The sequence below is a fragment of the Microbacterium sp. C-MGS6 genome (genome assembly GCF_058140415.1).
The window spans coordinates 3,106,099-3,120,308 of sequence record NZ_CM176934.1; the positions used below are offsets into that span (position 1 = coordinate 3,106,099).

Genomic DNA, 14,210 nt, shown 5'->3' on the forward strand with positions numbered 1-14,210 from the left:
GGAGCATCGCCATGACCCTCCGCTGGAAGGCCGGCGCCACCGCTGCCGCCGCCCTCACCGCACTCGTCCTCGCCGCGCCGGCTCCGGCCGCCGCCGCGACCCCCGACGTCGAGACCGTGCCCGTCACGGTCGACAGCTCCAACCAGTCCGGCTGGTGGAACCCGCTCGTCGTCGACGGCGACGAGACGTACTTCGCCTACAACGTGCCCGGTTCGGTGGCGACGAAGCACCAGGTGAACCTGGCCGTCCGCGCCGCCGACGGCACGTGGACATCGGGCTGCCTGCGCCTGGCGACCGGGGCCTGCGCGGAGTATGCGGACGACAACGGCCACAACCAGCCGTCGATCGCGATCGACGGCGACGGGTACATCCACGCGTTCGTCTCCATGCACCACGAGCCGTGGAAGTACTTCCGCTCCACCGTGCCCTACGACGCGACCTCGCTCGTCGACGTGAGCGCCGAGATGCCCGACGCCGGCGCCGCGATCTCCTACCCGGTCACCGCGCAGGGCGCCGACGGCGACATCTGGCTCATGGTGCGGGTGGGCGCCGACCCGCAGGCCCGCCGCGACGGGGTGCTGTACCACTACGACCCCGCCGCCGGGACGTGGAGCCGGGAGACCACGATCGCCGCGGCCGTGAACCACTCCTTCTACCCGGACGACCTCGAGGTCGACGCGGACGGCAAGGTGCACGTGCTGTGGGAGTGGGGTCCGTGGCCCGCCGATCCCTACCGTCACCTCGGTTCGTACGCGGTTTACGACCCGGCCACGGGCGGCTTCCGCGACGTCGCCGGGCAGGCGCTGCCGACCCCGATCCGCCCGGACACCCCCGGCGCCGTCGTGTGGCGCGGCTACGAGCCCGGCGAGACCATCGGCGACGCCGTGCCGGCAGTGCAGACCGCGAAGATGGCCTTCGCCGACGGCGAGCTCGTGGGCGTGACCTACCGGTACGCGGATGAGACGGAGAACGCCTTCGACGTGCGATGGGCGACCTGGACCGGCTCGGCCTGGACGAGTGAGACCCTCGTGGACACGGACGCCCTGGGTGGCGGCGTGCAGACCATCGCCGCCCTCGACACGACGACCGCGGGCGGTGAGACCCGCGTCTACGCCGTGGTGTCGGTGCAGGACTGCGGCATCACCCGCAGTCAGACGGTGCTGCTGACCGCCGGAGCTTCCGGATGGACCGCCGACACCGTGGGCGACCCCGTCGTGGGCCAGCAGCGGCTCCGCGCGGCGACCCGCGCCGACGGCACCGACGTCGTCTACCTCAGCGCCCCCACTGTTCCCGGCGGCGGGACGCTGCGGCACGCCGAGATCCCGCGCGACGGCCAGGCCGGCACCACCAGCCTCTCCGCCATCGTCGCCTCCCTCCGCGGCGATGCCGGCGGCGAGAACCTGGCGCTCGGCGGCACCGCGACCGCCTCGTCCCAGCTCCGCGCCGACACCGGCCCGGAGAAGGCCATTGACGGCGGGTGCACGGATGCGAGCCGGTGGATCTCGGCGGCCTCCGACACCCAGCCGACCATCACGGTCGCGTGGGACGAGGCCGCGCCGCTCGACGTCGTCCGGGTGCGCAGCGGCTACACCGTCGGGCCGCCGCAGACGTCGGTGCTGCGCGACTTCACCGTGCAGGTCCGGACCGCCGGCGGCTGGGTCACTGTCGGCACCATCACCGGCAACACGAAGACGACGGTCGTCGTCGACGCCCAGGGACGGACCGCCGACGCCGTGCGACTCCTCATCACCGACCCGTCCGACTCCGCCACCGACGTCGTCCGCGTCTACGAGATCGAAGCGATCGCCGCGCGCTGAGCGGCACCACCACCCCTCCCGAAAGGAACCCATCCCCATGCGCACCCAGACCGTCGAAGCCGACATCATCGTCGTCGGCGGCGGCCTCGCCGGAGTGAGCGCCGCCGTCGCGGCCGCCCGCCTCGGCCGACGTACCGTGCTGATCAACAACCGGCCGGTACTCGGCGGCAACTCCTCGTCGGAGGTGAGGGTCTGGGTGTGCGGAGCGACCGCCCACGGCAACCAGCGGTGGGCGCGGGAGACCGGGATCATCGGCGAGATGTACCGGGAGAACCAGTTCCGCAACCCCGAGGGCAACCCCGTGTACTGGGACGACGTGGTGCTCGACATCGTGCGCCGCGAGCCCAACCTCACGCTGTTCCTCAACACGGAGGTGCTCGAGGCCGAGGCCACCGGACCCGACGACGCCCGTCGGGTCCGGTCGGTCACCGGCTGGACGATGGGCTCCGAGATCCGCACGGTCTTCCGCGGGCCCCTGTTCCTGGACTGCACGGGCGACGGGCTGGTCGGCCGTCTCGTCGGCGCCCGGCACCGGCTGGGCAAGGAGAGCCGCAGCGAGTTCGGTGAGGACTGGGCGCCCGAGCAGCCCGTGCGCGAGTTCCTCGGCTCGACGCTCCTCTTCTATACGAAGGATCTCGGGCACCCGGTGAAGTACGTCGCGCCGGAGAGCGCGAAGGACATCTCGACCACCCCGATCCCCTCGTCGCGCATCATCCGCAGCGGCGACAGCGGCGCGCACTACTGGTGGATCGAGTGGGGCGGCACGCTCGACATCGTCGACGACAACGAGGCGATCCGTGATGAGCTGCGGGCAGTGATCCTCGGCATCTGGGACCACATCAAGAACTCCGGCGAGTTCGACGCCGACAACCTGACGCTGGAATGGATCGGCAACATCCCCGGCAAGCGCGAGTACCGCCGCTTCATCGGCGACTACACGCTGCGCCAGCAGGACATCCTGGAGCAGACGTCGTTCGACGACGGCATCGCGTTCGGCGGCTGGTCCATCGACCTGCATCCCGCCGAGGGCATGTACGCGACGGGGGCGGGCGCGGTGCAGCGCTTCTCGGACGGCGTCTTCGAGATCCCGTTCCGCTCGCTCTACTCCGTCAACGTCGACAACCTGCTGATGGCGGGCCGCGACATCTCGGCCACGCACATCGCGTTCGGCGCTGCCAGGGTGATGGCGACATGCGCCGCGATGGGCGAGGCCGCGGGCACCGCCGCCGCCCTCTGCTACGCCCACGACGCCACGCCCCGGGCGCTGTACGAGAACCACCGTGCGGAACTCCGGCAGACGCTGCTGCGCGCCGACGCCTCCCTCATCGGCGTGGCGAACGAGGATCCCTCCGACCTCGCCCGCACCGCCGCCGTCACCGCGTCCAGCACCCTGCGCACGATCGGCACCCCGGAGAGCACCGTGGCCGCGGCGACCCCGCACACCCTGACGGACGACCTCGGCATCGTCGTCCCCGTGCACCCGCGCCTCGACACGACCGAGCTGCTGCTCGGCGCCGAGTCCGACACGCAGGTCACGGTGGAGGTCTGGTCCACGGGCCGTCCGCAGAACATCGTGCCCGCGGTGCTCGAGCACCGCACCGTGATCGACGTCCCCGCCGGTGGTCCGTCCTGGGTGCGGGCGGAGACGCCTTTCGCCCCCAAGGACCCGCAGAACGCGATCATCGTGCTCCGCGCGAACCCGCAGGTGCAGGTGCAGCTCGCCGACGAGCTCCCGCCCGGAGTGCTCACCCTCGTGCACCGGGTCGACAACGACGACCGGAACGTGCAGGTCGACCGCGACGGTCTCCTCGTGCAGTGGCCGACCAAGCCGCTGCGCGGACGGGTGCCCGCGTTCCGCACGAGCCCGGACTCCGAGGCGGTCGCGCCGGAGCGCGCCGTCTCCGGCTACAACCGTCCGTTCGGTGGACCGCACCTGTGGGCGTCCGCTCCGGAGGCGAAGGGCCCGCAGTGGCTGCGCCTGGACTGGGAGCAGCCGATCACGGCATCCGAGATCCGTCTCGTGTTCGACGACGACGTGGACCTGGAGCTCAACACCCTGCATCACCACCGCAGCCCCGACGAGGTGCTGCCCCAGCTCGTGCGCGACTATCGCGTCGAGGTGCAGCCGGAGGGCTCGGACGAGTGGCGCACCGTGGCCGAGGAGCGCGACAACCGCCATCGCCTGCGGGTGCATCCGCTGCCGGCGGACCTCGGCGCCTTCACGGCCGCCCGCCTCGTGGTGGAGCGGACGAACGGCGTCGCGGAGGCACGCGTGATCGCGTTCCGAGTGCAATCGTGACGGAGCGCGCTAACGTGAAGGGCATCCGTCGTCCCGGCGGAGACCGTCGTCCCTCCAGGAGGCCGCAGGTGACCACCTCGCCCGGCGGCCGCGTGCTCCCCGTCGCGCGGGCCACCCGCACGGGGCTCATCGCGCTCGCGGTGCCGCATCTGGAGGAGCCGTACTTCGCGGAGCTCGGCTCGCGCATCGTCCGCGGTGCCGACGACCGGGGCCTGGCGGTGCTCATCGTGCAGACCGAGGGCGACCACGGCCGCGAGATCGACGTCGCCAACGGCGTCGGCCTGCCACCGATCGACGGGCTCATCCACATCCCGCGCTCGCTCACGGTCGCCGACCTCACCCGCCGCACCTCCCCCGGGCCGCTCGTGCTGCTCGGCGAGCACATCCAGGTGAGCCCGTTCACGCACGTGACGATCGACAACCGGGCCGCCGCCTACACGGCCACCGAGCACCTGCTCGCGGTCGGCTGCCGCCGCATCGGATTCGTCGGACGCCGCGACGCCCGCCCCTCGGATGCCGCCGACCGTCGGCACGCCGGGTACCTGGAGGCCCTGGCCGCCGCCGGCATCCCGGCCGACCCCGCCCTCACCGCGCAGGTCGACGCCTTCACGGCGGAGGAGGGTGAGCGCGTCGCCGGGGCGATGGCCGCCGCGGTCCCCGACCTCGACGGCATCGTCTGCTCGAACGACTCCGTCGCCCTCGGTGCGCTGGCCGCCCTTCAGGCCCAGGGACGGAGCGTGCCGGGTGACGTCGCCGTCGTCGGCATCGACGACATCCGGGCCGCGCGCTTCGCCGTCCCCGCCCTCAGCACCATCGCTCCCGACCACGCCCGCCTCGTGGACGCCGCGTTCACGGAGCTCGAACGGCAGATCGCCGCGCCGCCGGGAGCGGATCTCCCGGTGCGGCACGTGACGGTCGGCGCCCGGCTCATCCCGCGGGCGAGCACGGCCCGATGACGGCGGCGGACTCAGTCCGCAAGGGCCGTCGCGAGCGCACGCTCGTCGCCGCCGTCGCGCGGCGCGACGTGCAGGGTGCCGACGTGCGCGGCGAGCAGCTCCCGCGCGCCGTCGTCGAGGCCGTCGTCGGTGACGAGGCGGTCGATGTCGCTGAGGTCGGCCACGGTCGTGAGCCCGACCACGCCCCAGCGGGTGTGCTCCGCGAGGACGACGACCTCCCGGCCCGCGGCCATGAGCGCCCGGTTGGTCTCGGCCTCCAGCAGGTTCATGGTCGTGATGCCGGCCTGCTCGTCGAGCCCGTGGGCGTCGAGGAACACGAGGTCGCAGTGCAGGTGCTCGAGGGCGCGGACGGCGACCGGCCCGACGAGCGCCTGGGAGGGCGTGCGCACGCCCCCGGTGAGCACGACCGTCTGCGTGTACGGAGCGTCGGCGCGGTCCGGCGGCGAGAACAGGTCGGAGACCGGCAGAGCGTTCGTGACGATCGTGAGCTCCGGGACGCGCACGAGCTCCCTCGCGAGCGCCAGGGCCGTGGGTCCGCCGGAGATGCCGACCGCCATGCCCGGCTCGACGAGGCCCGCGGCCGCCGCGACGATCGCCCGCCGTTCCGCCGAGGCCGCCGGAGCCGGAACCAGACGCTGGAGGCCCCGCGCCCGCACGCCGCCACGGATGCGCTCGACCGCGCCCTCCTCGGCCAGCTGATCGACGTCGCGCCGCACCGTCATCTCGCTCACCTGCAGCGTGGCCGCGAGCTCGCCGATGGACGCAGTGCCGCGATCGCGGGTCAGGGCGAGGATGCGCTCGCGTCGTTCCGTGACCAGCACGCGGTCTCCTTCCGATGGAGCCTCCAGTCTGCCACGCACCCCCGCCCGCCCCACTCCCGGAACAGGATCCCTCAGCCCGCATGACCTTCCCCGAGCCTTACGCCACCTGGTTCCCCGATGCCGCGTTCGACGGCAGCTACGGCCGCACCGAAGCCGACCTCCGCGCCGTCCGCCCCGTGCCCGCGCCGCCCGGTTTCGCCGACCGCTGGCGGCGCTGGCGGCGCGAGGCCGCCGCGGTGGACGCGGCCCCCGTGGTCCTCTCCACCTCCGAGGAGCAGGGCCGTCGGGTGTCCGTCGTCGAGCATGCCGGCGTCGACGGCGTGCGACTGCGGGCCTGGGTGGTCGAGCCCCTCGACGGCCCTCCCCGCGCGGGCGTCGTGCACGGCCACGGCTACGGGGGTCGCGACGCGGTCGATCTCGCCCGGGTGCCGGACGACGTCGCGGCGATCTATCCCGTGGCCCGCGGGCTCGGCGTGCTGAACGCGGGGATCGGAGCGCCCGAGCCCACCCCCGAGCACGTGCTCGCGGGCATCGACGATCCGGAGCGCTACGTGCTCGGCCTCTGCGCCCGTGACCTGTGGCTGGCGGCGGACGTCCTCGTCTCGGTCGTCGGCGCGCTTCCTCTCTACTACGTCGGGGAGAGCTTCGGCGGCGGCATCGGCGCGCTCGCCCTGCCGTGGGACGACCGGTTCGTGGGGGCCACCCTCATCGTGCCGAGCTTCGGCCAGTACGACGAACGGCTGGCGGTGCCGTGCCTGGGGAGCGGGGAGACCGTGCGTCAGCACGTCCTGCGGCATCCCGAGGCCCGCGAGGTGCTGCGCTGGTTCGACTCCTCGACCGCGATCGGCTTCACGGAGGTGCCGGTCCGGGTGGAGGCGGCCCTGTGGGACCAGTACGTGCCGCCGCAGGGGCAGTTCGCGGTCGCCGCCGGGGCGCGCGACCTCGACCTCGCGGTCCTTCCCGCCGGTCACGCCGAGTACCCGGGGTCGGCGGACGTGACGGCGGGCGCCATCCGCGGCGGGCGCGAGCAGCTGGAACGGGTGCTCGGCGGCTGACGGCCATCGCGCGCGCGGCCTGCTCCGCGCAGGAGAGCACTGGACGCAACCTGTCATAACAGGTACAGTGAGCTTGTCATTACAGGTTGCGCGACGACGCAGCACCCGTTTCGAGGAGCATGGATGCCCGAGTACCAGACCCCGCCGATCTCCCCGAGGGCGATCGCCTTCGACGCCGAGAAGCTCACCCTCTCCCCCGAAGGCCCCACGCTGACCCGGCGGATGTCCGACCTCGAGGGCCTGTTCCGCGACCGCGACGCCTGGGCGGCCGCCGCCGCGGGCGAGGACCCGATCGTCTACACGGTCGTCAGCTCCCCGGTCCCCGAGATCGAGCGCGAGCTGCCCCAGTCGATCACCACGATCATGCCCGGCGACACGGGCGGCGAGCTCTGGATGACCAAGGGTCACCAGCACCCCGACCACCAGGGCGAGATCTACCTCGCGCTGCACGGCCGCGGCGGACTGCTCATGTTCGACGGCGAGCGCACCGAGTGGCTCGACATGCTCCCGGGCACCATCGGCTACATCCCGCCGGGCTGGGCGCACCGCTCCGTGAACACCGGGGACGAGCCCTACTCCTTCCTCGCCGTGTACCCCGGGGGCGCCGGCCACGACTACGGCTGGGTGCTGGAGCACGGCATGGGCTCGCGGGCGTACCGCGCGGAGTCCGGCGTCGACCTCCGCCCCTACGCGGAATAGGCTCCGGCCATGATCATCGCCCACGACCTCGGCACCACCGGGAACAAGGCGTCCCTGCACCACGACGACGGTCGCCTGATCGCCGCGGTCACCGTGCCGTACCCGGCCCACTTCGCGGCCGGCGGGGTCGCTGAGCAGAACCCGGCGGACTGGTGGCACGCGGTCGTCACGGCGACCCGCGATCTGCTCGCGCGCACCGGTACCGCCGCCGCCGACGTCGCCGGGCTCGTGGTCAGCGGGCAGATGATGGGCGCCGTGCTCCTCGATGCCGACGGAGAGCCCGCGCGGCCGGCGATCATCTGGGCCGACACCCGCGCCGGCGCCCAGCAGCGCGAGCTCGAGGCGGCGGTCGGCGCCGAGCGCGCGTACGGCATCCTCGGTCATCGCCTCAACCCCACCTATTCGATCGAGAAGGTCATGTGGGTCCGGGACAACGAACCCGAGGTGTGGGAGCGCGTGCGCCGGGTGTGCGTGGCCAAGGACTTCATCGTGCTGCGGCTGACCGGGCGGTTGGCCACCGACCGTTCGGACGCCTCCGGCACGAACGCGTACGACCAGGTCGCCGGCACGTGGTCCCCCGAGGTCCTCGCCGCCGCGCGGCTCGATCCCGCCCTGTTCCCCGAGATCCTGGAGTCGACGCAGATCGCGGGCCCGCTCACGGCCGCCGCGGCCGAAGCGCTCGGGCTGCACACCGGCGTCCGGGTCGTCATGGGCGGCGGCGACGGACCGCTCGCCGCGGTCGGCTCCGGAATCGTGGCGCCCGAGGACGGCGCCTATGTCTGCCTCGGCACCTCGTCGTGGATCTCCTTCGCGGCGGACGCCCCGCTGCACGACGCCGCGATGCGGACCTTCACCTTCGACAACGTCGTCCCGGGCTCGTTCGTGCCGACCGCGACCATGCAGGCCGGCGGCGCCTCCGTGCAGTGGATCGCCGAAGCCCTCTCCGTCGACCCCGCGCACCCGGAGACGGGGCGCCTCGTCGCCGAGGCCGCGAGCGATGTCGACACCGACGATCTCTACTTCCTTCCCTACCTGCTCGGCGAGCGCTCCCCGCTGTGGGATCCCGACGCGCGCGGCGCGTTCGTCGGTCTCGCCCGCCACCACGGGCGCGCCCACCTCGTGCGCGCCGTGCTGGAGGGGACGGCGTTCAACCTCCTCACCTGCATCCAGGCGTTCCGCGACGCCGGGGCGACGATCGACCGCATCGACGCGGTCGGCGGCGGGGCGCAGAGCGACGTCTACCTCGCCGTCCTCGCCGACGTCTGGGGAGTGCCGGTTCGTCGCCGCACCATCGTGGAGGAGGCGAACAGCCTCGGTGCCGCGGTCACGGGAGCCGTCGGTCTCGGCCTCACCGACTTTTCCGCCGCCCGAGCGCTCAGCGAGGTCACCGCCGAGTTCACGCCCGACCCCTCCCGGCATGCGGTCTACGCCGAGCGCCACGCGCGTTTCACCGACGCCTACACGGCCCTCGCGCCGTGGTTCGCCGGAAGGCCGCACTGATGGGCGTCATCCTCGTCACGAGCCGCTCCTTCTCGGACGGCGACCTCGACCTGGTCGGGCGCGCCGCGCAGGCCGGACACCGTATCCTCCGCGGACCCGCGCATCACGACCTCGACGAGCTGCGGGTGCTGCTGCACGGCGCCGACGCCTGGATCGCCGGCACCGGACCGGTCACCGACGCGCACCTCGCCGCCGGCCCGAAGCTCAAGGTCGTGGCGCGCTACGGGGTCGGCACCGAGGCGGTGGACCTCGCGGCGGCGCGCGAGCGCGGCATCCCGGTCACGAACACCCCCGGCGCGAACGCCGACGCGGTCGCCGACCACGCGGTCGGCCTCATGCTCGCCGCCCTGCGCACCATCCCGGACGGCGACCGCCGCGTGCGGACCGGCGACTGGACCGTGCGCCGCGGCCGGGAGCTCGGCGCCGCGACGGTCGGCATCGTCGGCTTCGGGCGGATCGGCCAGGGGGTCGCGCGGCGGCTGGGCGGATTCGGTCCGCGACTGCTCGCCTCCGACCCGTTCCTGCCCGCCGACCTCGTGCGGGACCGCGGCGCCGAACCCGTCACCCTCGACGACCTGTTCCGCACCGCCGATGTGATCACCCTGCACGCCCCCGGCGGGCAACAGCTCGTCGACGCCGACCGCCTCGCCGGGATGCGACCGGGCACCGTGCTCGTCAACACCGCCCGCGGCGACCTCGTGGACGAGCAGGCCGTGGCCGACGCCCTCCGCGACGGCATCCTCGCCGGGTACGCGGCGGACACCCTCGACGGCGACACGGCCGCGCACGACAGCCCCCTGCTCGACCCGGCGCTCGCCGACCGCGTCATCGTCACCCCGCACCTCGGTGCCCAGACCACCCAGGCCGTCGACAACATGGGGGCGCTGTCCCTCGACGACGTGATCGCGGTCCTCCGTGGCGCCGACCCCGCCCACCCCGTCCCCGTCCCCGCGTCCGCCCCCCAGGAGAACCGATGACCACCGCCGCGACGCCCTCCGCACCGCCCGCCACCGCCGACTACATGGGCTTCGTGGGCGTCACCACCGCCTCGTCGTCGATCATGAAGGTGTTCCCGCTGTGGGCCGACATCCTCGGCCTCCCCACCCGGACCCTCGTCGGCCACGACCTGCCGATGGATGCCGACCCCGCGCAGTACCGCGCCATGGTCGAACAGATCCGCGACGACCCGCACCACCGCGGCGCGCTCGTCACCACGCACAAGATGAACGTGTACGCGGCGGCGTCCGACCTGTTCGACGAGCTCGATCCGTTCGCGGTGTCCTGCGCCGAGATCTCGAGCATCGCCAAGCGCGGCTCCACGCTGTCCGGCCGCGCGAAGGACCCGATCACGGTCGACCTGGCGCTGCGCGACTTCCTGCCCGCCGATCACTTCGCGCGCACCGGTGCCGAGGTCGTCATCCTCGGGGCCGGTGGTTCCGGCACCGCCCTGAGCTGGGCCCTCGCCGAGCGGGACGACGCCCCCGCGCTCATCACCGTCACCGCGCGCACCCAGGACAAGCTCGACCACCTCCGCGAGGTGCACCGCCAGCACGGCACCCCCGAGGGACTCCTCCGCTACGTCGTCACCGAGACGCCGGAGGAGGCCGACGCCCTGGTCGCCGCTGCGCCCGCGGGATCGCTCATCGCGAACGCCACCGGGCTCGGCAAGGACCGCCCCGGCTCCCCGCTGACCGACGCCGTCGTGTTCCCCGAGGGCGCGTATGTGTGGGAGTTCAACTACCGCGGCTCGCTGGAGTTCCTGCACCAGGCCGAGGCACAGGAGGACGATCGCGCGCTGCACGTGGTCGACGGCTGGCGGTACTTCATCCACGGCTGGTCGCAGGTCGTGGCGGACGTATTCGACCTCGACCTCACGCCCGAGACCGTCGAGCGCCTCGCGGAGGCTGCGGAGTCGGTGCGCTGATGCCCGCCGTGCGGACCGTCCTCGGCGACATCGACCCGTCGCAACTCGGGCGCGTGGACTACCACGAGCACCTGTTCCAGGCGTCGCCGCTGCTGGTCGGGGACGAGCTCGACGACGAGGACGCGTCCGGCGAGGAGGCCGGTCTGCTGCGGGCGAGCGGCTTCGAGGCCATGGTCGACGCCACGCCGTTCGGCCTGGGCCGCGACCCCGCCGCCGTCGCCCGCATCAGCGCCGCGACCGGGCTGCATGTCGTCGCGACGACCGGTCGACACCGTGAGGCCCACTACGGCCCCGACCACCCGATGCAGGTGTGGGGCGCCGACCGCCTGGCCGCCCTGTTCGTGTCCGACCTCACGCGCGGGATGCCGGCGGATGACGCCGCGGTGTTCGAGACGCCAGACGTGCCCCTCGCCGCGGGCCCTGGAGGGGAGCCCGTGCGCGCCGGGATGCTGAAGGGCGGCGCCGACTACTGGCGCATCAGCCCGTTCGAGCGGACGACCCTGGTCGCCGTCGCCCGGGCGCACCGGGAGACGGGAGCGCCCGTCATGGTGCATCTGGAGTTCGGCACCGCGGCCCACGAGGTCCTCGATCTCCTGGAGGCCGAGGGGGTGGCAGCGGATCGCGTCGTCCTGGCCCACGCCGACCGTGACCCCGACCCCGGTCTGCACGTCTCGCTCGCCGAGCGCGGTGCCCACCTCGGCTACGACGGCTTCGCCAGGCCGCGCACCCGGTCCGACGCGGAGCTGCTGGCGCTCACGGTCGCCGTGGTCGAGCGCGGGGCCGGCGACCGGATCCTGCTCGGGGGCGACGTCGCCCGTCGCACCCGGTACATCGCCTACGGCGGCATGCCGGGTCTCGCCTACCTCGGCGACCGCTACCTCCCGCGACTCCGCGAAGCCGTCGGCGATGACGCGGTGCACCGGATGCTCGTCACGACGCCGGCGCGCTTCCTGACCCTCCGCCCCTGACCACCCGAACCCGAGGAGTCGTCATGCCCGAACCCACCGTCCTCCACGCCGTCTTCACCGCGCAGCCCGGGGCCGCCGACCGCGTCGCGGCACTGCTGCGGGACTTCGCCGAGGTCGTCCGCGCCGAGGAGGGCAACATCGTCTTCGAGGCCCACCGTCTCGTCGACGACCCCGACCGCTTCTTCGTCTACGAGGTCTACCGCGACGAGGACGCCTTCCAGGCCCATCTCCACGCACCCGCCGGCGTCCCCTTCAACGCCGCACTCCAGGAACTCATCGTCGAGCCCACCTCGATCCTCACGTTCCTCCGCCCCCTCTGACCCCGTCTGACCCCTCTCCGTCTCCCCTCTCCGTCTCCCTGTTTCACCTGCACGACCTCGCCACGCCCGCACGCCCGTTCCGGCCCCCTCGTCGTGCCCCCGTCACCCCGTCGTGCATCCGCCCCTCGTCGTGCCCACGTCCGTCCTTCTGGCTGACCGTCCCTCGTGCCACACGGCTCCGCTCGGCCCTCCGGTTTCACCTGCACACCCCTGCCACGACTGCACGACCGAACCGCCCACCCGGTCACACATCGGTCCCCGCGTCGTGCATCCGCACCTTCGGCTGACCGTCCCACGGCCGAACGGCTCCACTCGGCCATCCGGTTTCACCTGCACACCCCTGTCACGACGGCACGACCGAACCGCCCACCCGGTCACACATCGGTCCCCACGTCGTGCATCCGTCCCACCCTCGGTCCCATCCCAGGCCCGACCCAGATCCAGTCCCCAGACCCAAGACCCAGACCCCAGACCCCAGACCCCAGACCCCAGACCCATCCCAGACCCAGACCCCAGACCCCAGGCCGACCCGACCCGCCCCCGGACCCTGTTCATCTGCACGACCCCGACACGGGCGCACGAGGAAACCGGGGGTCCGATCGTGCCTCCGCCCCAGGGTCGTGCAATGGGACCGCCGATCGCCCACGGACCACCAATCACGGACCCACGGATCACGGACCACGGATCACGGACCCGGAACACCACTGAACACGACGAAGCCCCCCGCCCGAAGGCGAGGGGCTCCGTCGTGCGGGTCACTCGTAGAGGACCGCGGCGATCTTGTCGTCGTCGATGTTGTTCTTGTCGTACCAGTAGGAACCGGTGTCGTAGAACTCCTCGACGTCGTCGCCGTTGGCCGCGTCGTAGGCCGCCTGCACGACCTGGGCGCCGATGCCGATCGGGTCCTGCGTGATGGCGCCGGCCATCGTGCCGTCCTTGATGGCGTTGATCTGGGCTGCACCGGAGTCGAAGCCGACGATGGTGATCTTGCCCTTCTCCAGGCCGAGCTCGTTCACGGCGTTCACGACGCCGATGGCCGAGCCCTCGTTGGTGCCGTAGATGCCCTTGAGGTCGGGGTGCGCCGCGATGAGCGTCTTGGCGATGTCGGCCGACTTCAGGTGGTCGCCGTCACCGTACTGGATGTCGACGATCTCGATGTCGGGGTAGTCCGCCTCGATCTTCTCGACGAAGCCGTCGCGACGCTCGACACCCGTCGAGTTGATCTGCGAGTGACCGACGATGGCGACCTCGCCCTCGCCGCCGATCAGCTCGGCCATGTGCTCGGCCGCCAGCGCGCCGGCGACCTTGCTGTCCGTCGCGGAGAGGCTGAGTCCGACGTCGCCGTTGCACGGGGCGTCGAAGTAGACGACGGGGATGTCCTTCGACTTCGCCTGCTCGAGCGGGGCGACGCACGCCTCGGGGTCGAGGGCGGCGTAGGCGATGGCGTCCGGGTTCTTGTCGATCGCGGCGGTCAGCATCTCGAGCTGCTGCGCGATCTCGGTCTCGGCGGCCGGGCCCTCGAAGGTGATCTTGACGCCCAGCTCCTGGGCCTTCTCCTCCGCACCCTTCTTGACGGCCTGCCAGAACTGGTGCTGGAAGCCCTTCGAGACCATGGCGATGTACATCTCGCCGTCGCTGCTGCCGGTGTCGCCGCCCGAGCCCTCTTCGATCACGTCGCCGCCGCCGGCACAGCCGGCGAACACGAGCGCGGATGCGGCCACGAGTGCCGCGAATGCGGTCTTCTTGCCGAATTTCATGGAAACTCCGTTGTTCTGTGTGGGTGCCGGCCAGGACCGGCGGGTGGACATTCGTGGTGCCTGTGCGGAGGGTTCCGCGGGGTCCGGCCGGAGC

12 protein-coding genes are annotated in these 14,210 nt (G+C 72.7%); 10 read left to right on the forward strand and 2 right to left on the reverse strand.

What is annotated here, in order from left to right; all coding sequences use genetic code 11:
* Positions 1–11: 11 nt before the first annotated feature.
* The 3 genes from AC3B5L_RS15375 to AC3B5L_RS15385 all read left to right on the forward strand — a co-directional run bounded on the left by AC3B5L_RS15375 (position 12) and on the right by AC3B5L_RS15385 (position 5,072).
* Entirely contained in the window at positions 12–1,817 is a 1,806-nt protein-coding gene (locus AC3B5L_RS15375) for a BNR-4 repeat-containing protein (protein WP_490095953.1), read from the forward strand.
* Positions 1,818–1,854: 37 nt separating this feature from the next.
* Entirely contained in the window at positions 1,855–4,116 is a 2,262-nt protein-coding gene (locus tag AC3B5L_RS15380) for an FAD-dependent oxidoreductase (protein ID WP_490095954.1), read from the forward strand.
* A gap of 68 nt (positions 4,117–4,184) precedes the next feature.
* Positions 4,185–5,072, forward strand: a complete 888-nt coding sequence (locus AC3B5L_RS15385; RefSeq protein WP_231919662.1) for a LacI family DNA-binding transcriptional regulator — start codon at positions 4,185–4,187, stop codon at positions 5,070–5,072.
* A gap of 11 nt (positions 5,073–5,083) precedes the next feature.
* Here the strand turns inward: AC3B5L_RS15385 and AC3B5L_RS15390 are convergent, their stop codons facing one another.
* Positions 5,084–5,893: a DeoR/GlpR family DNA-binding transcription regulator gene (locus AC3B5L_RS15390; RefSeq protein ID WP_083370935.1), complete on the reverse strand. Its 810-nt coding sequence runs from the start codon at positions 5,891–5,893 to the stop codon at positions 5,084–5,086.
* 80 nt (positions 5,894–5,973) lie between these two features.
* Here AC3B5L_RS15390 and AC3B5L_RS15395 point away from each other — a divergent pair, with 80 nt between their 5' ends.
* The 7 genes from AC3B5L_RS15395 (at position 5,974) to AC3B5L_RS15425 (ending at position 12,359) form a co-directional block, all read left to right on the forward strand.
* Positions 5,974–6,948, forward strand: a complete 975-nt coding sequence (locus tag AC3B5L_RS15395; RefSeq protein ID WP_259953293.1) for an acetylxylan esterase — start codon at positions 5,974–5,976, stop codon at positions 6,946–6,948.
* A 123-nt stretch (positions 6,949–7,071) separates the two neighbouring features.
* Complete coding sequence (locus tag AC3B5L_RS15400) at positions 7,072–7,647, forward strand: glucose-6-phosphate isomerase family protein (protein WP_259953291.1); 576 nt, start codon at positions 7,072–7,074, stop codon at positions 7,645–7,647.
* A gap of 9 nt (positions 7,648–7,656) precedes the next feature.
* A complete protein-coding gene (gene xylB / locus AC3B5L_RS15405; RefSeq protein ID WP_259953290.1) occupies positions 7,657–9,147 on the forward strand; it encodes a xylulokinase in 1,491 nt (496 codons plus the stop codon).
* Entirely contained in the window at positions 9,147–10,124 is a 978-nt protein-coding gene (locus tag AC3B5L_RS15410; RefSeq protein WP_259953289.1) for a phosphoglycerate dehydrogenase, read from the forward strand. Before xylB ends, AC3B5L_RS15410 begins: the two co-directional genes overlap by 1 nt.
* Positions 10,121–11,071, forward strand: coding sequence for a shikimate dehydrogenase family protein (locus AC3B5L_RS15415; RefSeq protein ID WP_490095955.1), 951 nt, complete (start codon positions 10,121–10,123; stop codon positions 11,069–11,071). Before AC3B5L_RS15410 ends, AC3B5L_RS15415 begins: the two co-directional genes overlap by 4 nt.
* Entirely contained in the window at positions 11,071–12,039 is a 969-nt protein-coding gene (locus AC3B5L_RS15420; protein ID WP_259953279.1) for a phosphotriesterase family protein, read from the forward strand. Before AC3B5L_RS15415 ends, AC3B5L_RS15420 begins: the two co-directional genes overlap by 1 nt.
* A gap of 23 nt (positions 12,040–12,062) precedes the next feature.
* A complete protein-coding gene (locus AC3B5L_RS15425) occupies positions 12,063–12,359 on the forward strand; it encodes a putative quinol monooxygenase (protein ID WP_126894150.1) in 297 nt (98 codons plus the stop codon).
* A 755-nt stretch (positions 12,360–13,114) separates the two neighbouring features.
* On the opposite strand, the gene AC3B5L_RS15430 is transcribed toward AC3B5L_RS15425, so the two are convergent.
* Entirely contained in the window at positions 13,115–14,116 is a 1,002-nt protein-coding gene (locus tag AC3B5L_RS15430; RefSeq protein WP_071329175.1) for an ABC transporter substrate-binding protein, read from the reverse strand.
* Between the last annotated feature and the right edge of the window lie 94 nt (positions 14,117–14,210).

Excerpts from the sequence above, each read along its gene's own strand:
- AC3B5L_RS15375 (WP_490095953.1), top strand. The coding sequence starts at position 12 with ATGACCCTCCGCTGGAAGGCCGGCGCCACCGCTGCCGCCGCCCTCACC.
- AC3B5L_RS15380 (WP_490095954.1), top strand. The coding sequence starts at position 1,855 with ATGCGCACCCAGACCGTCGAAGCCGACATCATCGTCGTCGGCGGCGGC.
- AC3B5L_RS15395 (WP_259953293.1), top strand. The coding sequence starts at position 5,974 with ATGACCTTCCCCGAGCCTTACGCCACCTGGTTCCCCGATGCCGCGTTC.
- AC3B5L_RS15400 (WP_259953291.1), top strand. The coding sequence starts at position 7,072 with ATGCCCGAGTACCAGACCCCGCCGATCTCCCCGAGGGCGATCGCCTTC.
- xylB (WP_259953290.1), top strand. The coding sequence starts at position 7,657 with ATGATCATCGCCCACGACCTCGGCACCACCGGGAACAAGGCGTCCCTG.
- AC3B5L_RS15410 (WP_259953289.1), top strand. The coding sequence starts at position 9,147 with ATGGGCGTCATCCTCGTCACGAGCCGCTCCTTCTCGGACGGCGACCTC.
- AC3B5L_RS15415 (WP_490095955.1), top strand. The coding sequence starts at position 10,121 with ATGACCACCGCCGCGACGCCCTCCGCACCGCCCGCCACCGCCGACTAC.
- AC3B5L_RS15420 (WP_259953279.1), top strand. The coding sequence starts at position 11,071 with ATGCCCGCCGTGCGGACCGTCCTCGGCGACATCGACCCGTCGCAACTC.
- AC3B5L_RS15425 (WP_126894150.1), top strand. The coding sequence starts at position 12,063 with ATGCCCGAACCCACCGTCCTCCACGCCGTCTTCACCGCGCAGCCCGGG.
- AC3B5L_RS15430 (WP_071329175.1), bottom strand. The coding sequence starts at position 14,116 with ATGAAATTCGGCAAGAAGACCGCATTCGCGGCACTCGTGGCCGCATCC.